29 protein-coding genes are annotated in these 26,779 nt (G+C 72.7%); 7 read left to right on the top strand and 22 right to left on the bottom strand.

The genetic code is table 11. The features are described 5' to 3' along the window. Positions 1–92 precede the first annotated feature (92 nt). From trpA to hisI, 9 genes are all read right to left on the bottom strand, one after another. Entirely contained in the window at positions 93–923 is an 831-nt protein-coding gene (gene trpA / locus ACZ51S_RS21520; RefSeq protein WP_468477549.1) for a tryptophan synthase subunit alpha, read from the bottom strand. After that, the gene (trpB, locus tag ACZ51S_RS21515; RefSeq protein ID WP_468883741.1) at positions 920–2,185 is read right to left on the bottom strand and encodes a tryptophan synthase subunit beta; all 1,266 of its coding nucleotides are present in this window, start codon (positions 2,183–2,185) and stop codon (positions 920–922) included. Before trpB ends, trpA begins: the two co-directional genes overlap by 4 nt. A gap of 177 nt (positions 2,186–2,362) precedes the next feature. Then, positions 2,363–2,602 (bottom strand): tryptophan biosynthesis modulator TrpM, encoded by a 240-nt coding sequence (trpM, locus tag ACZ51S_RS21510; RefSeq protein WP_468477551.1) that lies wholly within the window; start codon positions 2,600–2,602, stop codon positions 2,363–2,365. Between the two features lie 8 nt (positions 2,603–2,610). Further along, positions 2,611–3,420: an indole-3-glycerol phosphate synthase TrpC gene (gene trpC / locus ACZ51S_RS21505; protein WP_468477552.1), complete on the bottom strand. Its 810-nt coding sequence runs from the start codon at positions 3,418–3,420 to the stop codon at positions 2,611–2,613. 181 nt (positions 3,421–3,601) lie between these two features. Further along, the gene (locus tag ACZ51S_RS21500; RefSeq protein ID WP_468961699.1) at positions 3,602–4,099 is read right to left on the bottom strand and encodes a DUF2752 domain-containing protein; all 498 of its coding nucleotides are present in this window, start codon (positions 4,097–4,099) and stop codon (positions 3,602–3,604) included. A 67-nt stretch (positions 4,100–4,166) separates the two neighbouring features. Then, positions 4,167–4,418, bottom strand: coding sequence for an HGxxPAAW family protein (locus ACZ51S_RS21495; protein ID WP_388935342.1), 252 nt, complete (start codon positions 4,416–4,418; stop codon positions 4,167–4,169). Between the two features lie 131 nt (positions 4,419–4,549). After that, entirely contained in the window at positions 4,550–5,179 is a 630-nt protein-coding gene (locus tag ACZ51S_RS21490) for a TIGR02234 family membrane protein (RefSeq protein WP_388935345.1), read from the bottom strand. Between the two features lie 22 nt (positions 5,180–5,201). Further along, the gene (locus tag ACZ51S_RS21485) at positions 5,202–6,722 is read right to left on the bottom strand and encodes an anthranilate synthase component I (RefSeq protein ID WP_468477555.1); all 1,521 of its coding nucleotides are present in this window, start codon (positions 6,720–6,722) and stop codon (positions 5,202–5,204) included. 19 nt (positions 6,723–6,741) lie between these two features. Continuing rightward, positions 6,742–7,110, bottom strand: a complete 369-nt coding sequence (gene hisI / locus ACZ51S_RS21480) for a phosphoribosyl-AMP cyclohydrolase (protein WP_388935351.1) — start codon at positions 7,108–7,110, stop codon at positions 6,742–6,744. Between the two features lie 84 nt (positions 7,111–7,194). On the opposite strand from hisI, the gene ACZ51S_RS21475 reads away from it, so the two are divergent. Then, positions 7,195–7,827 carry a TIGR03085 family metal-binding protein gene (locus ACZ51S_RS21475; protein ID WP_388935354.1) on the top strand — a complete coding sequence of 211 codons (633 nt, stop codon included), beginning with the start codon at positions 7,195–7,197 and terminating at the stop codon, positions 7,825–7,827. Positions 7,828–7,915: 88 nt separating this feature from the next. On the opposite strand, the gene hisF is transcribed toward ACZ51S_RS21475, so the two are convergent. From hisF to hisD, 8 genes are read right to left on the bottom strand one after another with little or no spacing between them, the layout of a single operon-like run. Further along, on the bottom strand, positions 7,916–8,671 hold the full coding sequence (gene hisF, locus ACZ51S_RS21470) for an imidazole glycerol phosphate synthase subunit HisF (RefSeq protein ID WP_468477556.1): 756 nt from the start codon (positions 8,669–8,671) through the stop codon (positions 7,916–7,918). Next, positions 8,668–9,054, bottom strand: coding sequence for a RidA family protein (locus ACZ51S_RS21465; protein WP_388935359.1), 387 nt, complete (start codon positions 9,052–9,054; stop codon positions 8,668–8,670). The genes hisF and ACZ51S_RS21465 overlap by 4 nt, the downstream gene beginning before the upstream one ends. Further along, positions 9,051–9,779 (bottom strand): bifunctional 1-(5-phosphoribosyl)-5-((5-phosphoribosylamino)methylideneamino)imidazole-4-carboxamide isomerase/phosphoribosylanthranilate isomerase PriA, encoded by a 729-nt coding sequence (gene priA, locus ACZ51S_RS21460; RefSeq protein WP_468961696.1) that lies wholly within the window; start codon positions 9,777–9,779, stop codon positions 9,051–9,053. Before priA ends, ACZ51S_RS21465 begins: the two co-directional genes overlap by 4 nt. Continuing rightward, entirely contained in the window at positions 9,779–10,420 is a 642-nt protein-coding gene (hisH, locus tag ACZ51S_RS21455; protein ID WP_388935365.1) for an imidazole glycerol phosphate synthase subunit HisH, read from the bottom strand. The genes priA and hisH overlap by 1 nt, the downstream gene beginning before the upstream one ends. Further along, positions 10,417–10,584: a hypothetical protein gene (locus tag ACZ51S_RS21450; RefSeq protein WP_468477557.1), complete on the bottom strand. Its 168-nt coding sequence runs from the start codon at positions 10,582–10,584 to the stop codon at positions 10,417–10,419. Before ACZ51S_RS21450 ends, hisH begins: the two co-directional genes overlap by 4 nt. Before the next feature lie 2 nt (positions 10,585–10,586). Further along, complete coding sequence (hisB, locus tag ACZ51S_RS21445) at positions 10,587–11,180, bottom strand: imidazoleglycerol-phosphate dehydratase HisB (RefSeq protein ID WP_266577736.1); 594 nt, start codon at positions 11,178–11,180, stop codon at positions 10,587–10,589. Beyond that, complete coding sequence (locus tag ACZ51S_RS21440) at positions 11,177–12,286, bottom strand: histidinol-phosphate transaminase (protein ID WP_468477558.1); 1,110 nt, start codon at positions 12,284–12,286, stop codon at positions 11,177–11,179. The genes hisB and ACZ51S_RS21440 overlap by 4 nt, the downstream gene beginning before the upstream one ends. Continuing rightward, positions 12,283–13,605: a histidinol dehydrogenase gene (hisD, locus tag ACZ51S_RS21435; protein ID WP_388935374.1), complete on the bottom strand. Its 1,323-nt coding sequence runs from the start codon at positions 13,603–13,605 to the stop codon at positions 12,283–12,285. The genes ACZ51S_RS21440 and hisD overlap by 4 nt, the downstream gene beginning before the upstream one ends. A gap of 122 nt (positions 13,606–13,727) precedes the next feature. Here hisD and ACZ51S_RS21430 point away from each other — a divergent pair, with 122 nt between their 5' ends. Genes ACZ51S_RS21430 through ybaK form a run of 3 tightly spaced genes read left to right on the top strand, consistent with a single transcriptional unit; the run spans position 13,728 to position 16,606 of the window. Beyond that, complete coding sequence (locus tag ACZ51S_RS21430) at positions 13,728–15,314, top strand: oxidoreductase (protein WP_468802156.1); 1,587 nt, start codon at positions 13,728–13,730, stop codon at positions 15,312–15,314. Between the two features lie 34 nt (positions 15,315–15,348). Continuing rightward, positions 15,349–16,089 carry an LON peptidase substrate-binding domain-containing protein gene (locus ACZ51S_RS21425; protein ID WP_468961694.1) on the top strand — a complete coding sequence of 247 codons (741 nt, stop codon included), beginning with the start codon at positions 15,349–15,351 and terminating at the stop codon, positions 16,087–16,089. 4 nt (positions 16,090–16,093) lie between these two features. Beyond that, positions 16,094–16,606 carry a Cys-tRNA(Pro) deacylase gene (gene ybaK, locus ACZ51S_RS21420; RefSeq protein WP_468477561.1) on the top strand — a complete coding sequence of 171 codons (513 nt, stop codon included), beginning with the start codon at positions 16,094–16,096 and terminating at the stop codon, positions 16,604–16,606. 48 nt (positions 16,607–16,654) lie between these two features. On the opposite strand, the gene ACZ51S_RS21415 is transcribed toward ybaK, so the two are convergent. From ACZ51S_RS21415 to ACZ51S_RS21400, 4 genes are read right to left on the bottom strand one after another with little or no spacing between them, the layout of a single operon-like run. After that, positions 16,655–17,269 carry a hypothetical protein gene (locus ACZ51S_RS21415; RefSeq protein WP_468477562.1) on the bottom strand — a complete coding sequence of 205 codons (615 nt, stop codon included), beginning with the start codon at positions 17,267–17,269 and terminating at the stop codon, positions 16,655–16,657. Between the two features lie 50 nt (positions 17,270–17,319). Beyond that, entirely contained in the window at positions 17,320–18,126 is an 807-nt protein-coding gene (locus tag ACZ51S_RS21410) for an ABC transporter permease (RefSeq protein ID WP_468477563.1), read from the bottom strand. Further along, entirely contained in the window at positions 18,123–19,160 is a 1,038-nt protein-coding gene (locus ACZ51S_RS21405) for an ABC transporter ATP-binding protein (RefSeq protein WP_468477564.1), read from the bottom strand. The genes ACZ51S_RS21410 and ACZ51S_RS21405 overlap by 4 nt, the downstream gene beginning before the upstream one ends. A gap of 28 nt (positions 19,161–19,188) precedes the next feature. Continuing rightward, positions 19,189–20,475: an NYN domain-containing protein gene (locus ACZ51S_RS21400; RefSeq protein WP_388935397.1), complete on the bottom strand. Its 1,287-nt coding sequence runs from the start codon at positions 20,473–20,475 to the stop codon at positions 19,189–19,191. A gap of 212 nt (positions 20,476–20,687) precedes the next feature. Between ACZ51S_RS21400 and ACZ51S_RS21395 the strand changes: the two genes are divergently transcribed. Next, entirely contained in the window at positions 20,688–20,852 is a 165-nt protein-coding gene (locus ACZ51S_RS21395; RefSeq protein WP_467888065.1) for a hypothetical protein, read from the top strand. A 99-nt stretch (positions 20,853–20,951) separates the two neighbouring features. On the opposite strand, the gene dnaE is transcribed toward ACZ51S_RS21395, so the two are convergent. Continuing rightward, a complete protein-coding gene (dnaE, locus tag ACZ51S_RS21390; RefSeq protein ID WP_468477565.1) occupies positions 20,952–24,494 on the bottom strand; it encodes a DNA polymerase III subunit alpha in 3,543 nt (1,180 codons plus the stop codon). Between the two features lie 169 nt (positions 24,495–24,663). On the opposite strand from dnaE, the gene ACZ51S_RS21385 reads away from it, so the two are divergent. Both ACZ51S_RS21385 and ACZ51S_RS21380 read left to right on the top strand, forming a co-directional pair. After that, positions 24,664–25,998, top strand: coding sequence for a DUF2252 domain-containing protein (locus ACZ51S_RS21385; RefSeq protein WP_468477566.1), 1,335 nt, complete (start codon positions 24,664–24,666; stop codon positions 25,996–25,998). Positions 25,999–26,081: 83 nt separating this feature from the next. Continuing rightward, the gene (locus ACZ51S_RS21380; RefSeq protein ID WP_468802158.1) at positions 26,082–26,771 is read left to right on the top strand and encodes a hypothetical protein; all 690 of its coding nucleotides are present in this window, start codon (positions 26,082–26,084) and stop codon (positions 26,769–26,771) included. The last annotated feature ends 8 nt before the right edge of the window (positions 26,772–26,779 follow it).

The raw sequence follows: 26,779 nt of genomic DNA, 5'->3' as shown, positions 1-26,779 counted from the left end.
CGGCCAAACGAAGCGGGGAGGCACTCGCGTGCCTCCCCGCTCACGTTTCCACCCGATCGGGCTACAGAACCCCTTCCGGGGCCCGTCCCGGGTCAGGACCTGCGTACGCCTTCCGCAAGCTCGCCCGCCAGTGCCCGCACGGCCGACAGGCCGGCCGGCAGGTCGGGGGCGTCCAGGAGCAGCTTCACGAAGGCCGAGCCGACGATCACACCGTCGGCGAAGCCCGCGACCTGCTTGGCCTGCACGGCGTTGGAGACTCCCAGGCCCACGCAGACCGGCAGGTCGGTGGTGGCGCGGGTGCGGCGCACCAGTTCCTGCGCCTCGTTGCCGACGGACTCGCGGGTGCCGGTGACGCCCATGAGGGAGGCCGCGTAGACGAAGCCGGAGCCGGCGGCGGTGATGGTCGCCAGGCGTTCGTCCCGGCTGCTGGGGGCGACGACGAAGACGGTCGCCAGACCGTTCTTCGCCGCGTGCTCGCGCCACAGCGCGGACTCCTGGACCGGCAGGTCGGGCAGGATGCAGCCGGCACCGCCGGCGGCCGCCAGCTCGGCGGTGAACCGCTCGACGCCGTAGCGGTCGATGGGGTTCCAGTACGTCATGACCAGGATCGGGACCCCGGTGGCCTCGAAGGCCTCACGGACCGTGCGCAGTACGTCGGCGATCCTGACGCCGCCGCGCAGGGCGATGTCGTCGGCGGTCTGGATGACGGCGCCGTCCAGGACCGGGTCGCTGTGGGGCAGGCCGATCTCGACGATGTCGGCGCCGCCCGCGATGACGGCCTTGACGGCCTCGATGCCGCCGTCGACGGTCGGGAAGCCGGCCGGGAGGTAGGCGACGAGGGCCGCGCGGTCCTCGGACTTGGCCTTGGCGAGGGTCGCGCTCAGCAGTTCCAGGTGGCCGGTCCTGTCGGTGGTGCTGCTCACTTGCCGTCCCCCTCGATGCCCTCGGTGCCCTGGGCGCCGTCGTACAGCCCGAAGTAACGGGCGGCCGTGTCCATGTCCTTGTCGCCGCGGCCGGACAGGTTGACCACGATCAGCCCGTCCTGGCCCAGTTCCCTGCCCAGGTCGAGGGCGCCCGCGAGGGCGTGCGCCGACTCGATGGCCGGGATGATGCCCTCGGTGCGCGACAGCAGGCGCAGGGCCTGCATGGCGGCGTCGTCGGTGACCGCGCGGTACTCGCCGCGGCCGCTGTCCTTGAGGTAGGAGTGCTCGGGGCCGATGCCCGGGTAGTCCAGGCCGGCCGAGATCGAGTAGGGCTCGGTGATCTGGCCCTCCTCGTCCTGGAGGACGTAGCTGCGGGAGCCGTGCAGGATGCCGGGCTCGCCCGCGGTGAGGGTGGCGGCGTGCTCGCCGGTCTCCACTCCGTGTCCGGCGGGCTCGAAGCCGACCAGGCGGACCCCGGTGTCCGGGATGAAGGCGTGGAAGAGGCCGATGGCGTTGGAGCCGCCGCCGACGCAGGCGGCGACCGCGTCGGGGAGCCGGCCGGCGCGCTCGATGATCTGGCGGCGGGCCTCGACGCCGATGACGCGGTGGAAGTCGCGGACCATGGCCGGGAAGGGGTGCGGGCCGGCGACGGTGCCGAAGAGGTAGTGCGTCCGGTCCACGTTGGCGACCCAGTCGCGGAACGCCTCGTTGATGGCGTCCTTGAGGGTCCGGGAGCCGGACTTCACGGCGATGACCTCGGCGCCGAGCATGCGCATGCGGGCCACGTTGAGGGCCTGGCGCTGGGTGTCGATCTCGCCCATGTAGATGGTGCAGTCGAGGCCGAAGAGGGCGCAGGCGGTGGCGGTGGCCACGCCGTGCTGGCCGGCGCCGGTCTCGGCGATGACGCGGGTCTTGCCCATGCGCTTGGTGAGCAGCGCCTGCCCCAGCACGTTGTTGATCTTGTGCGAGCCGGTGTGGTTGAGGTCCTCGCGCTTGAGGAAGATCCGGGCGCCGCCCGCGTGCGCGGCGAACCGGGGCACCTCGGTCAGGGCGCTGGGCCGGCCCGTGTAGTTGACCATGAGGTCGTTGAGCTCGGCGGCGAAGGCCGGGTCGCCCTTGGCCTTCTCGTACTCGACGGCGACCTCGTCCACGGCGGCGACGAGGGCCTCCGGGATGAACTTGCCGCCGAAGTCACCGAAGTAGCCCTCGGCGTTGGGGACGTGACCCTCCGGGTCCGGGATGAAGAACGAGCTGGTGGACATGGCCACTACTCCTACGGGTGCGGAATGCGAGGCTTCGCTCGACGCGGGCTGGATGCACCGTATTGCGCCGCCGGTCCGTCGCCCGCGCACCCCGCTGACGGGTGGGCGGCGTACGGACGGGACGGTCCGCGCCCGGGAAGGGGCGGGGACCGTACGCGGCCGCCCGCGCCCGGTACGTCAGGGGTACCGGGCGGGGAGGGCCGTCGTCACGGGCGCGGTTCCGGCGCGCCATCGCATGCCGTTGACCTGTCCGGGCTCGGACCCGATCACGTAGCGCACCCGCCTGCCGTGCACGCGGCGCGCCGGGGCACGGCAGCCGCGGGGGCGGCAGCCGCGCGCCAGGGGCGCGTGCGCCGTCGGCACGCCGGCCGGGCCGTGGCCCGGGCGGGTGCGGACGCGGGAGCGGGCGGGAGGCATGGGAGTGGTCAGCTCCGCCCGTGGCGCAGGGCGGGGTGGGCGCCGGCGGCGACGAGGTCGGCCACGGCCGCCTTCGGGTCGCGGCCGGTGACCAGGGACTCTCCGACGAGGACGGCGTCGGCCCCCTCGTTGGCGTAGGCGATCAGGTCGTGCGGTCCGCGGATTCCGGACTCGGCGACCTTCACGATGTGGGGCGGGATCTCTCCGACGATCCGCTCGAAGGTGGAGCGGTCGACCTTGAGGTCCTTCAGGTTGCGCGCGTTGACGCCGATGATCTTGGCGCCCGCGGCGACGGCGCGCTCGATCTCCTCCTCGTCGTGGACCTCGACGAGCGGGGTGAGGCCGATGGACTCGGCCCGCTCGATGAGGGAGACCAGGGCCTCCTGGTCCAGGGCCGCGACGATCAGCAGCACGAGGTCGGCGCCGTAGGCGCGGGCCTCCCACAGCTGGTACGCCGTGACGATGAAGTCCTTGCGCAGGATCGGGATGTCCACGCGGGCGCGGACGGCCTCGAGGTCGGCGAGCGAGCCGCCGAAGCGGCGCTCCTCGGTGAGGACGGAGATGACCGCCGCCCCGCCGGCCTCGTAATCGGCGGCGAGCCCGGCCGGATCCGCGATCGCGGCCAGCGCGCCCTTGGAGGGGCTGGAGCGCTTGACCTCGCAGATCACCTTGACGCCGTCGCCACGCAGGGCGGCGACACCGTCCTTGGCCTGGGGCGCCTTGGCGGCACGCTCCTTGAGCTCGTCGAGGCTCACGCGGGCCTGCCGTTCGGCAAGGTCTTCGCGGACCCCTTCGATGATCTCGTCGAGCACACTCACGCGAGCGGCCCCCTTCCGGGTTGATGACGGTCGGCCGCCTTGCAGACACGTTCCACTGCAAGGTCAGCACTCAAATGGTATCCGCAGGTCGCCGAGGGCTCCGCACGGACTTCTCGGTGTCCCATGGACTGGACACTCGGAATATGGCCCTCCCGTAGTTCCCGCAAGGGCCTCCGCCGGGTCAGGGGGCCAAGGCAGAACCGAACGGGAGGTTCCGGACAATCGAGAAGGCGAGCACGACGGCCCCGATGCCCCACCAGGCGGTCGGCCCCGGGGCGATCCGGGGGACCGGGCCGCCGCGGAAGGCACGCACCAGCCACAGCGCCGTGAACGCGGCGAAGACCAGGTATCCGGCCACGGCCACGGCGTTGGCGCCGAGGGCGGCCGGCAGGTCCCCGGTGGCGAAGGCGTGCGCGCTGCGCAGCCCGCCGCACCCGGGGCACAGCACCCCGGTCAGCCGGAACAGCGGGCAGACCGGGTAGTGCCCGGGCTCGTTGGGGTCCACGGCACCCACGTACGCGAACGCCGCCACCGCCCCGGCCAGGGTGAGCACGGGGGCGGCCAGCCGCCGGGCCCGGGGGGCCCGTACGGGCGCCGGAGCGGGCGGCAGCGGCTGCCGGAGCGCCGCGTGCGGGGCGTCGGTGTGAGGGGCGTCCACGCGCTGATTCTCTCCGCTCATGACGAAAGGCGCAGCCCGACGGGGCCGCGCCTTTCGAAAGCGGACCGGCAGACCCGCGGGATCGCGCTCAGACCTTGGCGGGGACCCGGTTGGCGGCGATGACCTCGGCGAGGTCGCGGTGGCCGTCCTTCGGCGCGCCCATGCCGGCGGCCCGCATCGCGAGGCCGACCACACCACCGAGCGCGACGACGACCAGGCCGGCCCAGAACCCGAGCGGGTTCGCCAGCACCATGAAAGCGCCGGAGACGCAGAAACCGATGAAGGCGATGATGACACCGGTCCAGGCGGCCGGGGTGTGTCCGTGGCTCGTGCCCGCCATGAGTTGCTCCTCGTTGCTCTGTCTCAAGCGTGTAGAGAGCGTGGCCTGTGTCGCACGCTCGCTGTCGTTGTCATTCTCCCGCACGGGGCCGCCGGTTTCGCCAGTGGGTGGGGGTCCGCGGCGGGGCCCGCTCAGCCGGTGGGGTCCTCGCCTCGGTCCAGCGCCTTCCACAGGTCCTCCGGACGGTCCGGGTCCACCGGGGCCGGAGTGCGTCCGCGGGGGCTCCCGTCGCGCTCGTAGCGGCCTCCCATCGCGGGCCAGTCGCGGCCGAAGCGCAGCGCGAGCAGTCCCGCGAGCAGGATCAGCGCCGCTCCGGAGGCGGTGACGTACGGCCACGCCGTGTGGCTCAGCTCCATCACCCGGGCGGCGGTGTCGGCCGTCGCGGTGGCGGCCCGCTCGTCCAGCGCCCGCCGGTCGTCGGCGGCGGCCACCGCGGCCAGCGCCGCGCCCAGGCCGCTCAGCGCGAGGAGTCCGGAGACCAGCAGGCGGCCGCGGCCGCGTACGGCGAACACGGCGACCAGGGCGGCGAGGCCGACGATGGCCAGCGCCGCCGGGAGGCCCGTGACGGCCCGCCCGTCCGCGGTCAGGGGAAGGCTGCCGCCCCCGATGGAGGCGCTGCCCCGGGCCCAGGTGCGGCCCGAGGCGAGCAGGACGACGGTGGCGCCGAGCGCACCGAGCAGCAGGGCGACGGCCACGGTGCGGCGGCCGGTGCTGCTCCCGGCGGCCTCGGCCTCGTTGGGGGGGTGGGGTACGGCGGTCACGTACCCACTATCCCCTACGGCCTCAGGCGCGGTGGAGGCGGTTCGCCGCTCCCACGGCGCGGAGCACGGCGGCGGCCTTGTTGCGGCACTCCTGGTCCTCCAGCTCGGGCACCGAGTCGGCGACGACCCCCGCTCCGGCCTGCACGTACGCCGTCCCGTCGCGCAGCAGCGCGGTGCGGATGGCGATGGCGGTGTCGGAGTCCCCCGCGAAGTCGAGGTAGCCGACGCAGCCGCCGTACAGACCGCGGCGGGAGGGCTCCAGCTCCTCGATGATCTGCATGGCGCGCGGCTTGGGCGCACCGGAGAGGGTGCCGGCGGGGAAGCAGGCGGTGAGCACGTCGAAGGCGGTCCTGCCCTCGGCGACCCGTCCGGTGACCGTGGAGACGATGTGCATGACGTGCGAGTACCGCTCGATGCTCATGAAGTCGACGACCTCGACCGAGCCCGGCTCGCAGACCCGGCCCAGGTCGTTGCGGCCCAGGTCGACGAGCATGAGGTGCTCGGCGCGCTCCTTCGGGTCGGCCAGCAGCTCCTCGGCCAGGTCGTTGTCCTCCTGCGGGGTGGCGCCCCGGTGGCGGGTGCCGGCGATGGGGTGGACCATGGCCCGGCCGTCCTCGACCTTGACCAGCGCCTCGGGGCTGGACCCGACGACGTCGAAGCCGTTCTCGAAGCGGAAGAGGTACATGTACGGGGACGGGTTGGTGGCCCGCAGCACCCGGTAGACGTCCAGGGCGGAGGCGTGGCAGGGGGTCTCGAACCGCTGCGAGGGCACCACCTGGAAGGCCTCGCCGGCCCGGATGCGTTCCTTGACGTCCTCGACGGCCGCCTGGTACTTCTCGCCGCCCCACAGCGCGTCGAAGGGCGGCAGCTCCGACTCCGGGAGCGGGGCGGGCGCGTAGGGCGCGGGCCGCGCCAGGTCGGCCTCCATCGCGTCGAGACGGGCGACCGCGTCGGCGTGGGCCTCGTCGGCGCCGGTGTCGAGGGCGTTGTGGTTGATCGCGTTGGCGATGAGCAGGACGGTGCCGTCCCAGTGGTCGAGGACCGCCAGGTCGGAGGTGAGGAGCATGGTCAGCTCGGGGAGCTCCAGGTCGTCCTCGGTGTGGTCCCCGATGCGCTCCAGGCGCCGGACGATGTCGTAGCCGAGGTAGCCGACCATGCCGCCGGTGAAGGGCGGCATGCCGCCCGCGAGGTCGCGGGGGGTGTGCAGGGCCTCGACGGTGGCGCGCAGGGCGTCGAGGGGGTCGCCGTCCGTGGGGACGCCGACGGGCGGGGTGCCGATCCAGTGCGCCCGGCCGTCCTTGACGGTGAGGGTCGAGTCGCTGCGGACGCCGATGAAGGAGTAGCGGGACCAGGAACGCCCTCCCCCACTGCCTCCGGTGTGGGAGGTACCCCCAAGGGCGGATTCCAGCAGGAACGTGCCGGGGCGTTCGGCGGCCAGCTTCCGGTAGAGCCCGACGGGGGTGTCCCCGTCGGCCAGCAGCCTGCGGCTCACGGGGATGACGCGGCGGTCGGCCGCGAGCTTGCGGAACGTCTCGAGATCCATGCGGGGGGACCCTAACTGGCTAGCTGGCGTCGCTGAGGAGGAGGACATCGTCGTCGAAGCAGGTACGGGCACCCGTGTGGCAGGCGGCACCGACCTGGTCGACCTTGACGAGCACGGTGTCCGCGTCGCAGTCGAGGGCGACGGACTTCACGTACTGGAAGTGGCCGGAGGTGTCCCCCTTGACCCAGTACTCCTGCCGGCTGCGGGACCAGTAGGTGCAGCGGCCGGTGGTGAGGGTGCGGTGCAGGGCCTCGTCGTCCATCCAGCCGAGCATCAGCACCTCACCGGTGTCGTACTGCTGGGCGATGGCCGGAACCAGGCCGTCCGCGGAGCGCTTGAGGCGGGCGGCGACGGCGGGGTCGAGGGAGGACGTACTCATGGGCCCCATTGTGCCGGGCGGAAGGCCCTGGTACGGATCACCGTCCGCCTGATGAGCGGCGGCGGGGTGGCTTCCGGTCGTAGGCTGGCCCGTATGTCTACCCATGCGAAGCGTGAACGCCTGCTGCTGGCGGACCTTTTGGAGGCGGCGGGACCGGAGTCGCCGACGCTGTGCGACGGCTGGACCTGCCGGGAACTGGCGGCGCACGTGGTGGTGCGCGAGCGCCGCCCGGACGCGGCGGGCGGGCTGCTGCTGAACGTGCTGAAGGACCGCCTCGACCGGGCGATGGCCGAGTACGCGGCCAAGCCGTACGAGGAACTGATCCAGCTGATCCGCACCGGCCCGCCGAAGCTGTCCGTGTACGCCCTGAAGCAGATCGACGAGGCCGCGAACGCGGTGGAGTTCTACGTCCACGCCGAGGACGTGCGGCGCGCCCAGCCGGACTGGTCGCCCCGGACGCTGGACCCGGTGTTCTCGGACGCGCTGTGGTCCCGGCTGGAGAAGCTGGCCCGTCTCACGGGCCGCCGCTCGCCGGTGGGCCTGGTGCTGCGCCGCCCGGACGGGCGCACGGCGGTGGCCCACAAGGGCGTGCCGGTGGTGACGGTGACCGGGGAGCCGGGTGAGCTGACGCTGTTCTGCTTCGGCCGGCAGGACGCCGCCGCCGTGGAGCTGGACGGCGAGAAGGAGGCCGTGGCCCGGCTCACGGTGGCCCAGCTGGGCATCTGAGGCCCCGGGGCCCGACCGGGACCGGTGGACCGGGAGGCCCGCGACCCGGCCGGGCCGCCCTCGCGGGGGCCCGGCCGGACGGCCGGGGTCAGCGGACCGGGTGGCCCGCTTCGCGGAGGGCCGACTTGACCTCGGAGATGCGCAGGTCGCCGAAGTGGAACACCGAGGCGGCGAGGACCGCGTCGGCGCCCGCGCCGATGGCGGGCGCGAAGTGCTCCAGCTTGCCGGCGCCGCCCGAGGCGATCACCGGGACGGTGACGTGCGCGCGCACGGCGGCGATCATCTCGGTGTCGTAGCCGTCCTTGGTGCCGTCGGCGTCCATGGAGTTCAGCAGGATCTCCCCGGCGCCCAGTTCGGCCGCCCGGTGCGCCCATTCGACGGCGTCGATGCCGGTGCCCCGGCGGCCGCCGTGGGTGGTGACCTCGAAGGCTCCGGTCCCGGTGCGGCGGGCGTCGACCGACAGGACGAGGACCTGGCGGCCGAAGCGCTCGGCGATCTCCTGGATCAGCTCGGGCCGGGCGATGGCGGCCGTGTTCACGCCCACCTTGTCGGCGCCGGCCCGCAGCAGCTTGTCGACGTCGTCGGCGGTGCGGACGCCGCCGCCGACCGTGAGCGGGATGAAGACCTGCTCGGCGGTGCGCCGGACCACGTCGTAGGTGGTCTCGCGGTTGCCGGAGGAGGCGGTGATGTCGAGGAAGGTCAGCTCGTCGGCGCCTTCGGCGTCGTACAGCTTGGCCATCTCCACCGGGTCGCCGGCGTCGCGCAGGTTCTGGAAGTTCACGCCCTTGACGACCCGGCCGTTGTCCACGTCCAGGCAGGGGATCACGCGTACGGCGAGGGTCACGGCGCCACCTCCCCGTAGGCCTCGACCTCGACCTCGACGACCATGCCGGGGTCGACGAAGCCGGAGACGATGAGCATCGTGGCGGCGGGGCGGACGGTGTCGAACAGCGCCTTGTGGGCGCGGCCCACCTCGTCCACGTCCCGGGCGTGCGTCAGGTACATCCGGGTGCGGACCACGTGCTCGGGGCCGAGTCCGGCCGCGGCGAGCGCCTTGAAGGCGACCTCGAAGGCCTTGACCGTCTGGTCGTACGGGCCGCCCGCGTCGGCCGCCGTGCAGCCGGAGACCAGGACCAGGCCGTTGGGGAGGGCGACGGCGCGGGAGTAGCCGATGACGTCCTCGTAGGGGCCGCCGGAGGAGATGCGGCGTACGTCGGGGGAGCTCATGCGCGGACCGCCTCCAGGGCCTCTTCCAGGGTGAAGGCCTTGGCGTACAGGGCCTTGCCGACGATGGCGCCCTCGACGCCGAGGGGGACGAGCCCGGACAGGGCCCGCAGGTCGTCCAGGGACGAGACGCCGCCGGAGGCGACGACGGGCCGGTCGGTGGCGGCGCAGACGTTCCTCAGCAGCTCCAGGTTGGGGCCGGTGAGCGTGCCGTCCTTGCCGATGTCGGTGACGACGTAGCGGGCACAGCCCTCGGAGTCCAGGCGGGCGAGGGTCTCGTAGAGGTCGCCGCCCTCGCTGGTCCAGCCGCGGCCCTTGAGGGTGGTGCCGCGTACGTCGAGGCCGATGGCGATCCGGTCGCCGTGCCCGGCGATGGCCTTGGCGGCCCACTCGGGGGTCTCCAGGGCGGCGGTGCCGAGGTTGACGCGGGTGCAGCCGGTGGCGAGGGCCGCGGCGAGCGTGGCGTCGTCGCGGATGCCGCCGGACAGCTCGACCTTGATGTCCATGGCCCGGGTGATCTCGGCGACCAGGGACCGGTTGTCACCGGTGCCGAAGGCGGCGTCCAGGTCGACGAGGTGCAGCCACTCGGCGCCGGCGGCCTGCCAGGCGAGGGCCGCCTCCAGCGGGGAGCCGTAGGAGGTCTCGCTGCCCGACACGCCGTGCACGAGGCGTACGGCCTGGCCGTCGCGGACGTCGACCGCGGGAAGGAGTTCCAGAGTCTTCGGCATCACAGGGTCTCGATCCAGTTGGTGAGGAGCTGGGCGCCGGCGTCGCCGGACTTCTCGGGGTGGAACTGGGTGGCCCACAGGGCCCCGTTCTCCACCGCCGCGACGAAGCGCTCGCCGTGGGTGGCCCAGGTGACCCGGGGGGCGCGGATCACCGGGTTGGTGACTTCCAGGCTCCAGTCGTGGGCCGCGTAGGAGTGCACGAAGTAGAAGCGCGCGTCGGCGTCCAGACCGGCGAAGGCCTGGCTGTCGGCCGGGGCCTCGACGGTGTTCCAGCCCATGTGCGGGACCACGGGGGCCTTCAGCGGGCCGACGGTGCCGGGCCACTCGTCGAGGCCCTCGGTCTCCACGCCGTGCTCGATGCCGCGCTCGAAGAGGATCTGCATGCCGACGCAGATCCCCATGACGGGGCGGCCGCCGGAGAGCCTGCGGCCGATGATCCAGTCGCCGCGGGCGTCCTTCAGACCCTGCATGCAGGCGGAGAAGGCGCCGACACCGGGGACGAGGAGGCCGTCGGCGTCCATGGCCTTGTCGTAGTCGCGGGTGATCTCGACGTCCGCGCCGACGCGCGCGAGGGCGCGCTCGGCGGAGCGGATGTTGCCGAAGCCGTAGTCGAAGACCACGACGTTCTTCTTGGCGCTCATTCCCAAATTCCCTGGATTCGCAGGACTCCCGCGGCGAGGCACATCGCGGAGCCGAGGGCGAGCAGAACGATCACCGAGGTGGGCATCTTCTGCTTGTGGAAGGAGTAGACGCCCCCGGCCAGGAACAGGCCGAGGACGATGAGGATGGTGTTCAGGCCGTTCACGGCTAGAGGGCGCCCTTCGTGGAGGGCAGGATCCCGGCGGCGCGCGGGTCGAACTCGGCGGCGTAGCGCAGGGCCCGGGCGAGGGCCTTGAACTGGCACTCCACGATGTGGTGGGCGTTGCGCCCGTACGGGACGTGGATGTGCAGGGCGATCTGGGCCTGCGCGACGAAGGACTCGAAGATGTGCCGGGTCATCGTCGTGTCGTACGAGCCGATCATCGGCGCCATGTTCTCGGGCTCGGTGTGCACGAGGTAGGGGCGGCCGGAGAGGTCGACGGTCACCTGGGCGAGGGATTCGTCCAGCGGGACGGTGCAGTTGCCGAAGCGGTAGATGCCGACCTTGTCGCCGAGGGCCTGCTTGAAGGCGGCGCCCAGCGCGAGGGCGGTGTCCTCGATGGTGTGGTGGCTGTCGATGTGCAGGTCGCCGTCCGTCTTGACCGTGAGGTCGAAGAGGCCGTGGCGGCCGAGCTGGTCGAGCATGTGGTCGTAGAAGCCCACGCCCGTCGAGACGTCGACCTTGCCCGTGCCGTCGAGGTTTATCTCGACGAGGACCGAGGTCTCCTTCGTGGTCCGTTCGACCCGTCCGATGCGGCTCATGCGTGCTGCTCCTTCTTCAGTGCGCGAACCGCTTCCAGGAACGCGTCGTTCTCGGCCGGGGTGCCTGCGGTGACCCGCAGCCGGCCCGGTACGCCGTTGTCCCGGACCAGGACGCCCTGGTCGAGGATCTTCTGCCAGGCGGTGTGGGAGTCCTCGAACTTCCCGAACTGGATGAAGTTCGCGTCGGACTCGGTGACCTCGTACCCGATGGCCCGCAGTTCGGTGACCAGGCGGTCCCGTTCGGCCTTGAGCTGCTCGACGTAGCCGAGCAGGGTGTCGGTGTGCTCCAGAGCGGCCAGCGCGGTCGCCTGGGTGACGGCGGACAGGTGGTACGGCAGGCGTACGAGCTGCACGGCGTCGACGACGGCGGGGTGCGCGGCGAGGTAGCCCAGGCGCAGGCCCGCCGCGCCGAAGGCCTTGGACATGGTCCGGGAGACCACCAGGCAGGGGCGGCCCTCGATCAGCGGGAGGAGGGAGTCGCGGTGGGAGAACTCCACGTACGCCTCGTCCACGACGACCAGGGAGGGCTTGACGGCCTGCGCGGCCTCGTACAGGGCGAGTACGGTCTCGGCCTCGACGGCGGTGCCCGTCGGATTGTTGGGCGAGGTGATGAAGACGACGTCGGGGGCGTGCTCGGCGATCGCCCGCTCCGCCGCCTCCACGTCGATGGTGAAGTCCTCGCGGCGGGGGCCGGAGATCCAGCCCGTGCCGGTGCCGCGCGCGATGAGCGCGTGCATGGAGTACGAGGGCTCGAAGCCGATCGCCGTGCGCCCCGGGCCGCCGAAGGCCTGGAGCAGCTGCTGGAGGACCTCGTTGGAGCCGTTGGCGGCCCAGACGTTCTCCTTGGCGACGGGGTGCTTGCCCGTACGGGTGAGGTAGGCGGCGAGCTGGGTGCGCAGCTCGACGGCGTCCCGGTCGGGGTAGCGGTTGAGGGTGCGGGCCGCCTCGGCGACGCGTTCGGCGATGCGCCGTACGAGCGGCTCGGGCAGCTCGTACGGGTTCTCGTTGGTGTTCAGCTGGACGGGCACGTCGAGCTGCGGGGCGCCGTAGGGGCTCTTGCCGCGCAGTTCGTCCCGGATCGGGAGGTCGTCGATGCCGAAGGTCACTGTCCGGGCACCTTCCATCCGAAGCGCGCCTTGAGGGCGGCGCCGTGCGCGGGCAGGTCCTCGGCCTCGGCCAGCGTCACCACGTGGTGGGTGACCTCGGCGAGGGCGTCGCGCGTGTAGTCGACGATGTGGATGCCGCGCAGGAAGGACTGGACGGACAGGCCCGAGGAGTGGCAGGCGCAGCCGCCGGTGGGCAGGACGTGGTTGGAGCCGGCGCAGTAGTCGCCGAGGGAGACCGGCGCCCAGGGCCCGACGAAGATCGCCCCGGCGTTGCGCACGCGGGCGGCCCAGGCGGCGGCGTCGGCGGTCTGGATCTCCAGGTGCTCGGCGCCGTACGCGTCGACGACCTTGAGGCCGTCCTCCAGGGTGTCGACCAGCACGATCGCGGACTGCTTGCCCGCGAGGGCGGGCTTGATCCGGTCCTCGACGTGCTTGGTCGCGGCGACCTGCGGCTCCAGCTCCTTCTCGACGGCGGCCGCGAGCTCCGCGGAGTCCGTGACGAGGACGGCGGCGGCCAGCGGGTCGTGCTCGGCCTGGCTGATCAGGTCGGCGGCGACGTGCACCGGGTCGGCGGTGGAGTCCGCGAGGACCGCGATCTCGGTGGGGCCGGCCTCGGTGTCGATGCCGATCTTGCCGGTGAAGTAGCGCTTGGCGGCGGCGACCCAGATGTTGCCGGGGCCGGTCACCATGTTGACGGGCAGGCAGTCCTCGGTGCCGTACGCGAACATCGCGACGGCCACGGCGCCGCCGGCGGCGTACACCTCGTCCACGCCGAGCAGCGCGCACGCGGCGAGGATCGTCGGGTGCGGCAGGCCGCCGAACTCCCTCTGCGGCGGAGACGCCAGCGCGATCGACTCGACGCCCGCCTCCTGGGCCGGGACGACGTTCATCACGACGGAGGACGGGTACACCGAACGGCCGCCCGGCGCGTACAGCCCGACGCGCTCGACCGGAACCCACTTCTCGGTCACGGTGCCGCCCGGGACCACCTGGGTGACGTGCTCGGTGCGGCGCTGGTTGCGGTGCACGATCCGGGCGCGCCGGATGGACTCCTCCAGGGCGGCGCGGACGGCCGGGTCGAGCTGCTCCAGGGCGGCCGCGAGGGCCTCCGCGGGTACCCGGACCTGCGTGAGCTCGACGCCGTCGAACTTCCGCGCGTACTCGATCAGCGCCGCCGTGCCACGATGATGGACGTCCTCGCAGATGGGCCGCACCTTCTCCAGGGCGGCTTCCACGTCGAACTCGGCACGGGGCAGCAGGTCGCGCAGGGCGCCGCCCTCGGGGAGGGCGTCACCGCGCAGGTCGATACGAGAGATCACGCCCCAATTCTCTCAGACCGCCTCCCACGACCGTCCGCCCGTATCACTGGCTGATACACGCCCCGGACGTCACCGCCGCCCCTTAGCGTTCTCGTACACGTGAATGACAGCGGGGGGCTGCCATGACCGAAGCACGCGGGGACGGGCCGCCGGACGGCCTCACGGGGGCAGAACAGCGGATGTGGGAGGCCTTCCGGGCGGGCGCCGTCTGCGACCTCGGCGCCCGTACCGCCGGTCTGGACGATCCGCACTCCGGCCCGGCCTGGGGCCCGGAGCGCCGGGTCCGGGCGGAGGTGGTGGCGCACCTGCTGCTCGCCGGGCCGGCGCCGGTCCCGGGGCGGGTCGGGTGCCTGAAGCTGCGCGGTGCGCGGATCACCGGGCGGCTGGATCTGTCCGGTGGCACGGTGGCCCCGTACGTGGAGATCCGCTCGTGCCGCTTCGACGGCGAGATCCAGGTCTCCGAGACCCGCTTCGGCACGCTGCGGCTGGACAACTGCGCGATACCCCGGCTGGAGGGGGCCCGGCTGCACACCGAGGGGGACCTGCACCTGGCGCGCTGCCGGGTGGCGCGCGGGATCCGGCTGACCGACGCGCAGATCGGCACCGACCTGCTGCTCGGCCGGGCGGTGGTCCGGCGGGACGGCCGGGGCCGGGCCGTCGCCGCCGACGGGATGGCGGTCGCGCAGGACTTCCACGGCGACATGCTGGAGACGCACGGGGAGGTGAGCCTGCGCGGGGCGAAGGTGGGCGCCTCGATGAGCCTGCGCGGGGCGCGGCTGAGCAACCCGCACGGCCGGCGCGCGCTGAACGCCCCGACGCTGACCGTCGAGCGGACCCTGTACCTGACCTCCATCGGCCTGGCCTCCACGGGCGACGCGGACCGCCCGTACGACTGGAGCACGACCCCCACGACCGGCGGGCCGGTGCAGCACTTCGAGTGCCGGGGCGGGCTGCGGCTGGACGACGGCCGGTTCGGCGACTCGGTCGACTTCCACGGGGCCCGCTTCGAGCTGCTGCCCGACCAGGAGCTGTCGCTGCGGCGGGTGCAGACGCCCGAGCTGCGGTTCGTCGGGGAGGCCCCGGAAACGGGCCGGGTGGTGGTGTCCGGCGCGAAGGTGGTCAAGCTCGTCGACCGGTCGACGAGCTGGCCCGGGCGCGGGCGGGTGTCCATGGAGGGATTCGTCTACGAGGACCTCGCGCCCCGGGGCCACTTCCCGCTCTCGCGCCGCCTGGAATGGCTGGAGGCGGCCACGCCCGAGTACTCCCCAGGGCCGTACGAGCTGCTCGCCGCCGTGCTGCGCGCCGGCGGGGAGGACGCCGGCGCCCGTGAGGTGCTGGTGGCCAAGCAGCGCCGCCGCCGGGCCACGCTGCCCCCGGCGGCCAGGGCGTGGGGCTACCTCCAGGACTGGACGGTGGTCTACGGGTACCGGCCGGGGCGGGCGGCGCTGTGGATGGCGGTGCTGTGGGCGGCGGGCACCCTGCTGTACCTGCGGCACGAGCCGTCTCCGATCAAGGCGGACGAGCACCCGCAGTGGGACGCCGCCCTGTACGCGCTCGACCTCCTGCTCCCGGTGATCGACCTCGGCCAGCAGGGCCAGTGGAAGCTGGAGGGCGGCTGGCAGTGGGGGTCGGCGGCGCTGGTGCTGCTGGGCTGGATCCTGGCCACGACGGTGGCGGCGGGCGCGTCGCGGCTGCTGAGGCGGGGGTGACGGCCCGGGCCGTCCGGCCACTACCCTGTGCCAGGTGACCACCGTTCGCCTGCCCCTCTTCCCGCTGAACTCGGTGCTGTTCCCGGGCCTCGTGCTGCCGCTGAACGTCTTCGAGGAGCGGTATCGCGCCATGATGCGCGAGCTGCTGAAGACCGGGGAGGACGAGCCGCGCCGGTTCGCGGTCGTCGCGATCCGCGACGGCCGGGAGGTCGCCCCGACCGCGCCCGGACTGCCGGACCAGACGGCCCTGCCCGAGAAGGGCCCGGCGGCGGGCTTCGGTCCGGACCCGGTCCAGGCGTTCCACCGTGTGGGCTGCATCGCGGACGCGGCGACGATCCGGGAGCGGGAGGACGGCAGCTTCGAGGTGCTGGCCACCGGCACGACCCGGGTGCGGCTGCTCTCGGTCGACGCGTCGGGGCCGTTCCTGGTCGCGGAGCTGGAGGAGCTCGCGGAGGACGCGGGCGAGGGCGCGGGCGCCCTGTCCGAAGGGGTGCTGCGGGCCTTCCGCAACTACCAGAAGCGGCTGGCCGGGGCCCGTGAGCGGTCGCTGGCCTCCGCGGCGGAGCTGCCGGACGAGCCGTCGGTGGTGTCGTACCTGGTGGCGGCCGCCGCCGTACTGGACACGCCGTCGAAGCAGCGCCTGCTCCAGGCCCCGGACACCGCGACCCGCCTCGCGGAGGAGCTGAAGCTGCTCCGTGCCGAGACGGCCGTGATCCGGCACCTGCCGTCCCTGCCGGCGGTGGACCTGACCCGCGCTCCGACGAGTCCGAACTGAGCCCGTGGCGAAGAAGAAGCAGCAGCCGGCGGGCACGCCGGCCATCACCGCCCTCACCGCGTCGGGCGTCGACTTCACCACCCACGCCTACGAGCACGACCCGGCGCACCCCTCGTACGGCGAGGAGGCGGCGCAGGCCCTGGGCGTCTCCCCGGACCAGGTGTTCAAGACCCTGGTCGCCGACGTGGACGGGGCCCTGACGGTGGCGGTGGTCCCGGTCTCCGGCTCGCTGGACCTCAAGGCCCTGGCGGCCGCGGTGGGCGGGAAGCGGGCGGCGATGGCCGACCCGGCGCTGGCGGAGCGCACCACGGGGTACGTCCGCGGCGGGATCTCCCCACTGGGGCAGCGCAAGCGGCTGCGTACGGTGCTGGACGCGTCCGCGTCGGGGCATGCCACGATCTGCGTCTCGGCGGGCCGCCGGGGCCTGGAGGTGGAGCTCGCCCCCGCGGCGCTGACCACGCTCACGGGCGCCACGCTGGCCCCGATCGCCCGCCCCAAGGGCGTGCCGGCTAAGTAACGCCGGCGAAGCAGCGCCGGTGACGTGGCGCCGGTGGAGCGGCGCCGGTCAGGAGGAGTGCACGTGCGGCGGGGGGTACGTGTCCCCCGGGTGCCAGTCGTCCTTCGGCTCGGGGTCGCGCGGCCCCCACAGGGCCGTCAGGCCCAGGTGCACCGCCACGGCCGCCATGGGCCACACCAGCAGCACCCCGTGCGCGAGCAGTTGCAGCGGCGCGTCGAACGGCACCCCCTTGCCCGCCTTGGCGGCGGCGGCCGGGACGTTCACGCCGGGGTCGAGCCACAGCCCGAACCGCCATCCCGCCAGCGAGGCGAAGCAGGCTCCGAGGGCCAGCCCGATCACCAGCGGGACGCCCCCGCGCCGGCGCCACAGGAAGACGCCCGCCGCGGTGAGCACGCCGAGCCCCAGGGCCAGCAGGAAGAAGGTGCCGTCGGCGCCGATCCGCGCCTCGCTCTCGGTGTTGCGCAGGAAGACGGCCTCGCCGTTGGAGACGTACTGCACGCGCGGCGCGAGCCAGGTCCACAGCAGCCCGAGCAGTACCCCGGACACGCCCACCACGAGGGTGGCGGCGGCCCCGTCGCGGATGTCCGCCGGGGTGACGGCGGCCTCCGGCTCGGGGAGCGGGGACACGGTCGGCTGCTGCTGCGGGGTCACGGCTTCGGTCACTCCCACATCGTGCCAGGTCTCGGAACGGAAGGGGCGTCCGGGCGGGGCCGTCAGCGGACCGCCGCCCTCCGGTACGCCCAGGTCGCGAGGGCCAGGGACAGTACGCCGACGGCCGCGCACACCCCGAGGTCGAGGACGACCGCCGCCCAGTCGGGGTGCGGGGCGAAGGTCTCCGCGAAGGCCTCCACCCCGTACGTGGACGGCAGCAGGTCCCGCGCCCACACGATGACGTCCGGCATCCGTTCGGCGGGCAGCACGCCCAGCAGCAGCGCCGCCGACATGCCCAGCTGCCCGGCCAGCGTGGCCAGCTCCTGGCGCGGTGCGAGCAGTCCCAGCGCGGCGCCCAGCCCGGCGAGGGCGGCCCCGGCCAGGGGCACCACGGCGGCCAGGATCCACAGCCCGCCCATCGGCAGGCCGAACAGCACGCAGCCGAAGACGGCCGTCACCAGCGTGCCCGGCAGGGTGAAGGAGGCGTACGCGGCCGCGGCGCCCAGCACCACCGACGCGGGCGGCACCGGCAGGGTGGCGTAGTGGTCGAGGCCGCCGCCGGCCCGCAGCTGCCCGAAGTACTGCGCGAGCAGGTTCAGCGCGACGAAGGCGACGACCAGGACGGAGGAGCCCGCGACGACGGCCCGCGCCTCCGAGCCGCCGTCCACCACGCCCCGCATCAGGACCATGATCCCGACGGACTGGAAGGTGGCGACGAACAGCAGCGGTATCCGGGCGACCCGGGCCCGGGACAGCTGGGCCCGGTAGACGGCGGCGAGCGCCGGGAACAGCCGAGCGCGCGGCGCGAGGTCCGCGGGAGCGGGGGCGGCGGCAGCGGTGGCGGCGGCGGTGGCGGCAGCGGTGGTCACGACTTGACCAGACCCTTCGTACGGCCGCCCAGCGCGAGGTACACGTCCTCCAGGCTCGGCGTGGCCAGCGTGAAATCGTCGAGGGCGGCGAAGGCCGGGCCACCGGTCACGGCGGCGACGGCCGCGCGGGCCTCGGCCTGTCCCAGCCGCAGCACCCAGCGGCGGCCGGACTCGGCGGCCAGCGGGGCGAGCGACGCGACCTCGGGCACGTCCAGCGGCGGGGCGGTGCGCCAGACGAGCTCCAGGCGGACCTCGTCGGAGACCTTGGCCTTGAGGCCCGCCGGGGTGTCGCAGGCGATGACCCGGCCCTGGTCGACGACGGCGACCCGGTCGAGGACGGTCTCGGCCTCGATGACGTTGTGGGTGACGAGCAGGACCGTGGCCCCCTGGCTCCGGCGCCGCCGGTCCACGGCCTCCCAGACGGCCCGCCGGGCCACGGGGTCCATGCCGGTGGTGGGCTCGTCCAGGACCAGGACCGGCCGCTCCCCCACCAGTGCGGCGGCGAAGCAGGCGAGCCGGCGCTGTCCGCCGGAGAGCTTCTTCAGGGGGCGCGCGGCGATCTCGGTCAGCCCGAGTTCCTCCAGTACGCCGTCCCGCGCGGCCCGCGCCTCGCGCACGGCGAGCCCGCGCAGCCGGCCGGTGGTCTCGGCGGCCAGCGCGACGGTGAGCTCGTCGAGGGCGGTGGACTCCTGTCCGAGGTAGGCCAGCAGCCGGGAGGCCCGCTCGGGGTGGCGTACGAGGTCGTGGCCGAGCAGGTTCACGGAGCCGGAGTCGGGCCGCAGCAGTCCGGTCAGCTGGCGGACCAGGGTGGACTTGCCGGCGCCGTTGGGGCCGAGCAGGCCGAAGACCTCGCCGCGCCGGACCTCCAGGGAGATCCCGTCGTTGGCCCGGGTCCGGGGCAGGGCGGGGGCGCCGCGCCGGCCGCGTACGGCGGGGTAGGTCTTGACCAGGTCACGCACCGCGCAGACCACGTCCGAAGCGGCCTCCGCGGCCGCTGCCGTGGTGGGTCCTGCCTGTGCTGTGCCCGTACTCACGAGGGAGCAGCCTACGCGGCTTCCGGCGCTACTCGGCCGCCGGGGTCGTCGGCGACCCGGGTACGGCGGCCGTGGGACCGCCGACGTGCTCGGCCGCGGCGCGGACGTCGATCTCCCTCCAGAACCCGGCACGGATGGCGTAGCGGTCGTGCTCGTCGATCTGGTCGTCCTTGTGGGCGAGGAGCCCGAAGCGGGCGGCGTAGCGCAGCAGCTCCCCGTCGATCCGGTGCGGGACCCGGGGGTACATGGTGGCCAGTTTCTGGAGGTGGGCGGTCTCGGGAAGGCGTTCCATCCAGCGCCGGGCGAAGACCTGGCCGACCTCGAAGGGGTCGCCGCCGACGGTGGTGATGTCCTCCTCGCGGTCGGCCCAGCGCTGCTCGGCGCTGGTGAGCTGGGCGAGGGTGGGCAGCGAGGCGGTCTCGGCGGGTTCGCCGAGCGGTCCGGCGCGGTCGATCCAGCCCTTGTCGGAGGACCAGCGCAGGGCGCTGCCGGCGGGGCTGGGCGCTCCGTGTCCGGCCGGGGCGGCGGCGTGGACGGGGGAGGGCGCGCGGAGTGCGGCGAGGTCCTTCGGGGTGGGGACGGGCTTGGCCCCTTCGGTGGCGGGCGCCGGTACGGGTGCTCCGTTCGGGCGGGCCTCAGGGGTGGCGGCGGTGCCGTTGCGGGCGGCTTCGGCGAGGGCCGCCTCGGGCAGGGGCGCGGAGAGGATCGCGGCGATCTCGGGGCGGGGGGCGGGCGGCGGGGCGCAGAGTCCGGCGAGGTCGCGGGCGCGGACGGCGCGGGTGATCCAGGCGCGGTCGAGGACGCGGCGTTCGTCGGCTTCGGCGACGAGGTCCTCGGACTGGTTGTAGTCCCCGTCGGCGGCCTGGACGGCCCACAGGTGGACGGCGACTCCGTGTTCCTTGGCGGACATGAGGCCGGGCAGCAGGTCGCCGTCGCCGGTGACGAGGACCACGTCGGAGCAGGCCCGGTTGCGGGCGAGCTCGGTGAGTTCGGCGTGCATGGCGGCGTCCACGCCCTTCTGCGCCCAGCGGCCGTCGCTGCGGGTCAGGGCGCCGAGCCGGACGGTGACGCGGGGCATGACGCGCAGCCGGCGGTGCTCGGGCTGGGGCACCCGGTCGGGGGCTCCGTCGAACCAGTAGATCCGCAGGAGGGGCTGCTGGGTGTCGGCCTCGGCGCGCTCGCGCAGGCCCTGGATGAGGGCGGAGTGGTCGACGGTGATGCGGGAGCGGGAGGGTTCCCCGGCGAGGAGGCTCGCGGCGGCGCCCAGCAGGTATCCGGCGTCCACCAGGACGACGCAGCGGTCCACGCGTTCCACCCTCTTCCGTGGGGGTCCTCACAGGTTTTCCCCGAGTCTGCCCGACCGCAAGGGTGTTGACGGCCGGAACTCGATCATCGGCGTGGCGTATCTCCCGGGCGGCGGCGGCAGGGGCGGTTGCTACGCGCGACAATGATCCAAAATGCGCGGTTTGTAGGGTTGTGTGAATGTGAAGGCGGCCCCGGTCCCTACACCCCCCACGGAGGCGTTCCATGGCCAAGAACAAGAATCAGAAGCAGCCCGCGAAGCAGCAGCAGCGTTCGTCCGCCCAGGAGCGGAGTTCGGCCGAGGCGGCGCCGCAGGAGCGCTCCTCCCAGTCGCCGAGCCCGCTGGACATGGCCCACAAGAGCAAGCAGAAGCGCTTCGGCCACAACTGACGCCCGCGCACGGACGACGGAAGGGCCCGCCGGCGTCGCCGGCAGGGCCCTTCCGTACGTGCGGACGCGTCGGCGCCCGCGCCTCTGAACCGTGGTGGCCTAGCCCGCCAGGCAGGAGGGGCCGAGCAGCACCTTGAGGTCGCCGAAGAGGGCCGGGTCCGGCTGGACCCGGTGCCGGTCGAGGCGGAGCACGGTGGTGGTGCGCGGCCCCTGGAGCTTGATCCGCACCTCGGTGTTGCCCTTGTGGTGGCGCAGGATCTCGCCCAGACGGGTCACCATCGGCGGGGTGACCTTGACCGTGGGGATGGTGAGCACGACGGGGGCGTTGGTACCGGCCGAGGACAGGTCGGGGACCATCATCTCCATCGCGACGAGCCGGGGGACGTCCTCGCGCTTGTCGAGGCGGCCCTTGACGAAGACGACGGTGTCCTCGACCAGCTGGGTGGAGACGAGCTGGTAGGTCGCGGGGAAGAACATGCACTCGATGGAGCCGGCCAGGTCCTCGACGGTGGCGATGGCCCAGGCGTTGCCCTGCTTGGTCATCTTGCGCTGGAGGCCGGAGATGATGCCGCCGATGGTGACGACGGCGCCGTCGGAGTGCTCCCCGCCGGTGAGCTGGGAGATGCCGGCGTCCGTCTTGTCGGACAGGACGTGCTCCAGGCCGAAGAGCGGGTGGTCGGAGACGTAGAGGCCGAGCATCTCGCGCTCCTGGGCGAGCAGGTAGGACTTCTCCCACTCGACGTCGGAGAACTCCACGTCCAGGCCGAAGCCGGGCTCGTCGCCGCCGCCCTCGTCACCCATTCCGCCGAAGAGGTCGAACTGCCCCTCGGCCTCCTTGCGCTTGACCGCGACCACGTTGTCGATCATCGATTCGTGGTGGGCGACCAGGCCCTTGCGGGTGTGGCCCATCTCGTCGAAGGCCCCGGCCTTGATCAGCGACTCGATGGTGCGCTTGTTGCAGACGACGGCCTCGACCTTGTCCAGGAAGTCCGGGAAGGAGGAGAACTTCCCCTTGGACTTCCTGGTCTTGATGATCGAGTCGACGACGTTCTGGCCGACGTTGCGCACGGCGGTGAGCCCGAAGAGGATCACGTCGTCGCCCTGGGCGGCGAAGTTGGACTCCGACTCGTTCACGTTCGGCGGGAGCACCTTGATGCCCATGCGGCGGCACTCGTTGAGGTAGATCGCGGACTTGTCCTTGTCGTCCTTGACCGAGGTGAGCAGGCCGGCCATGTACTCGGCCGGGTAGTTCGCCTTGAGGTAGGCGGTCCAGTAGGAGACCAGGCCGTACGCGGCCGAGTGGGCCTTGTTGAAGGCGTAGCCGGCGAAGGGGACCAGGACGTCCCAGAGCTTCTGGATGGCCTCGTCGGAGTAGCCGTTCTTGCGGGCTCCCGCCTGGAAGATCGTGAAGTTCTTCGCCAGCTCCTCGGGCTTCTTCTTGCCCATGACGCGGCGCAGGATGTCGGCCTCGCCGAGCGAGTACCCGGCGATGATCTGGGCGGCCTTCTGCACCTGCTCCTGGTAGACGATCAGGCCGTAGGTGACCGCGAGCACCTCTTCGAGCGGCTTCTCCAGCTCGGGGTGGATCGGGGTGATCTCCTGCTGCTTGTTCTTGCGCAGGGCGTAGTTCGTGTGGGAGTTCATGCCCATCGGGCCCGGGCGGTAGAGCGCGGACACGGCGGAGATGTCTTCGAAGTTGTCGGGCTTCATCAGGCGCAGCAGGGAGCGCATGGGCCCGCCGTCGAACTGGAAGACGCCGAGGGTGTCGCCCCGGCCGAGCAGTTCGAAGGTCTTGGGGTCGTCGAGCGGGAGGGCCAGGAGGTCGATGTCGATCCCCTTGTTGGCCTTCACCATCTTGACGGCGTCGTCCATGATCGTGAGGTTGCGCAGGCCGAGGAAGTCCATCTTCAGCAGGCCGAGCGACTCGCAGCTCGGGTAGTCCCACTGGGTGATGGTGACGCCGTCGGTGTGCCGCACCCAGACGGGGACGTGGTCCACGATCGGCTCGCTGGACATGATCACGCCTGCGGCGTGCACGCCCATCTGGCGGACGAGGCCCTCCACACCGCGGGCGGTGTCGATGACCTTCTTCACGTCGGGCTCGTTCTCGTACATGCTGCGGATCTCGCCGGCCTCGCTGTAGCGGGGGTGCGAGGGGTCGAGGATGCCGGAGAGCGGGATGCCCTTGCCGAGGACGTCGGCGGGCATGGCCTTGGTGAGGCGGTCGCCCATGGCGTACGGGTAGCCGAGGACGCGGGCCGAGTCCTTGATCGCGTTCTTGGCCTTGATGGTGCCGTAGGTGCCGATCATGGCGACCTTGTCCTGGCCGTACTTCTCCGTGACGTACCGGATCACCTCGACGCGCCTGCGCTCGTCGAAGTCGATGTCGACGTCGGGCATGGAGACGCGCTCGGGGTTCAGGAAGCGCTCGAAGATCAGGCCGTGCGGGATCGGGTCGAGGTCGGTGATGCCCATGGCGTACGCGACGATCGAGCCGGCCGCGGAGCCTCGGCCGGGGCCCACCGCGATGCCCTGGTTCTTGGCCCACATGATGAAGTCGGCCACCACGAGGAAGTAGCCCGGGAAGCCCATCGAGATGATCGTGTCCATCTCGTACTCGACCTGGCGCATGCGGTCCTCGGGGATGCCCCCGGGGAAGCGGCGGTGCATGCCGCGCATGGTCTCCTCGCGGAACCAGGTGACCTCGGTGTAGCCCTCCGGGATGTCGAACTTCGGCATCAGGTTCCGGAAGGTGAACATGCCCTCGGTGTCGATCTGGTCCGCGACCAGCTTCGTGTTGGCGCAGCCCTCCTGCCAGGCGTCCGAGGAGTCGATCGCGTACATCTCGTCGGTCGACTTCAGGTAGTAGCCGGAGCCGTCGAAGCGGAAGCGGTCGGGGTCCGAGAGGTTCTTGCCGGTCTGGATGCACAGCAGGGCGTCGTGGGCGGCGGCCTCGTGCGCGTACGTGTAGTGCGAGTCGTTCGTCACCAGCGGCGGGATGCCGAGCTTCTTGCCGATCTCCAGCAGGCCGTCGCGGACCCGGCGCTCGATCTCGATGCCGTGGTCCATCAGCTCCAGGAAGTAGCGGTCCTTGCCGAAGATGTCCTGGTACTCGGAGGCCGACTTCAGGGCCTCGTCGAACTGGCCGAGGCGAAGGCGCGTCTGGAGCTCGCCGGAGGGGCAGCCGGTGGAGGCGATCAGGCCCTCCGACCACTTGCTGATGGTCTCCTTGTCCATGCGCGGCCACTTCGTGAGCCAGCCCTCGGCGTAGGCATCGGACGACAGCCGGAAGAGGTTGTGCAGCCCGGTGGCGTTCGCCGCCCAGATCGTCTTGTGGGTGTAACCGCCGGAGCCGGAGACGTCGTCCCGCTTCTGGTGGGGCTGGCCCCACTGGATGCGGCGCTTGTTGCGCCGGGACTCGGGGGCGACATAGGCCTCGATGCCGATGATCGGGGTGATCCCGGCCTTCTGGGCGGTGTGGAAGAAGTCGTACGCCCCGTGGAGGTTGCCGTGGTCGGACATGGCGATGTGCGTCATGCCCATCTCATTGCAGGCAGCGAACATGTCCTTCAGCCGCGCGGCACCGTCCAGCAGCGAGTACTGGGTGTGGACGTGCAGGTGCGTGAACGGCGTCTTGGTCACGGTGGGGGCCTCCTGAGGAGAGAGGGGCGGCAGCTTCGAATCCTACGTCCCACGAGTGACAGGCCGCGGGCACCGACGGGTACGGTCGTGCGTTGCAGAACCAGGAAGACAGGTCCGGCGTCCAGTCGGTCAGAAGCCGTACCACCCCTTGCACCAGGAGGCATCCGCCATGGCGGTCACCGAGACCACCGACGAACAGCGCGCCGAGCAGATACTCGATGTGTTCGACACCGCATTCGGCCGGCTGCTCGCCGTCGACCCCGCCGCCTTCCAGGTCAAGTTCCGGAAGATGGCCGCCTCCGCCTTCGCCTTCTACCGGGGCACGGCCTGCCTCTTCTACGCCGACCTGGAGCGCGAGCGCCACGGCGGGCCCTACCTGGACGAGCGCACCGGCCGGGTCTGGATCCACGGCGACCTGCACGCCGAGAACTTCGGCACGTACATGGACTCCAACGGCCGGCTGGTGTTCAACGTGAACGACTTCGACGAGGCGTACGTGGGCCCCTTCACCTGGGACCTCAAGCGCTTCGCCGCCTCCGTCGCCCTGATCGGCTACACCAAGGCGCTCAGCGACGAGCAGATCAGCGCCCTCGTGCGGACGTACGCGGCCGCCTACCGGGAGCGGATCCACCAGCTCGCGGTCGGGCGCGAGGCCCGCTACGAGGACGTGGTGCCCCCCTTCACCCTGGACACGGCCGACGGCGCCCTGCTGGGGGCGCTGCGCGCGGCCCGCGCCCGCACCCGCTTCTCCCTGCTGGACTCCATGACCGAGATCCGTGACCACGAGCGCCGCTTCAGCTCGGGCGGCGGGGCGATCGAGCTGGACGCGGCCACCCGGTACAAGGTGCTGGCCGCCTTCGACGGGTACCTGGAGACTCTCCCGGAGGAGTCCCTGGTGCGGCCGGACTCCTACCGGGTCAAGGACGTGGTGGGCCGGCGGGGCGTGGGCATCGGCTCGGCCGGCCTGCCCTCGTACAACATCCTGCTGGAGGGGCACAGCGACGCCCTGGAGAACGACGTCGTGATCTACCTCAAGCAGGCGCAGACCCCGGCCGTGTCCCGGCACGTCACCGACCGGGCGGTCCGGGAGTACTTCCAGCACGAGGGCCACCGCACGGTGATCTCCCAGCGCGCCCTCCAGGCGCACGCCGACCCGTGGCTGGGCTGGACCGAGCTGGACGGCTCCGGGCAGCTGGTGGCGGAGGTCTCCCCCTACGCGGTGGACCTGGACTGGTCGGACCTGGACGACCCGGAGGAGATCGCGGCGGTGGTCGCGGACCTGGGCCGGGCGACGGCCACCATGCACGCCTCGGCCGACGAGGCCGAGAGCGGGCAGTCCCTGGTGCCCTTCTCCACCGAGCGGGCCATCGACGCGGTCATCGCCGCCGACGAGGAGGGCTTCCCCGAGCTGCTGGTCGACTTCGCCCACGCGTACGGCGCCCGGGCCCGCGCCGACCACCAGATCTTCGTGGACCTCTTCCGCAACGGCCGGATCATGTCGTAAGCCATGGGGCGCAGGGGGTTCCGGGCCTTGATTCACAGGGCCAGGGGCCCTCGTCCACAGGAAGTCATGGCACACTCGCGACGATGGACATATCTGGGGTGAGGATCCGGGGGCTGCGGGCCGCGCTGTTCAGCGCGCTCGTCGTGCTGCTCTCGGCCGGCTCCCACGTGCTCCTGTCCCGGGTCCCGCTGCCGCCCGCGCTGGTCGCCGGCGCCTTCGCCGGGGTCTTCGCGATCGCCTTCGCGCTCGCCGGCCGGGAGCGGGGCTTCGGCCCGATCGCCGGGCTGCTGGTGCCGCTGGAGCTGGCGGCCGACACCGTCCTGACCGCCGGGCAGCACGCCTGCTACGGCCCGGCGGGCGGGCCGGTGTCCGGGCCGCTGCGCGCGATGGGCCTGGACGCGCTGTGCGGCGGGACCCCCGTGGGCGGCCCGCTGACCGAGGTGGCCGGGCCCGCCGGGGATCCGGCGGCGCTGCTGGCCTCGCCCGGGCCGTGGACGCCCTGGCTGCTGCTCGGCGCGCACGTCACCGTCGGGCTGGTCGCCGCCGCGTGGCTGCGGCACGGCGAGCGGGCCCTGGTGCGGCTGCTGCGGGCGGTCGCCGCCTTCGCGTTCCGGCCGCTGCTGCTGGCGGCGGCCTCGGCCGGGGCGGTCCCCGGGCGGGCCGGGCGGGCGCTGCGGACGGTGTTCCGCGGCGCGGTGGCCCGTACCCGCTTCCCGGCGCATTCCGTGGGCCTGCGGGGTCCTCCCGTACGCGTGGCGCCCTCGGGCGCCTGAGCGCGTAC

The organism is Streptomyces sp. NPDC034043 (assembly GCF_055575675.1).
The sequence above is the reverse complement of the archived record's forward strand: the minus strand, read 5'-3'. Positions and strand labels throughout refer to the sequence as shown.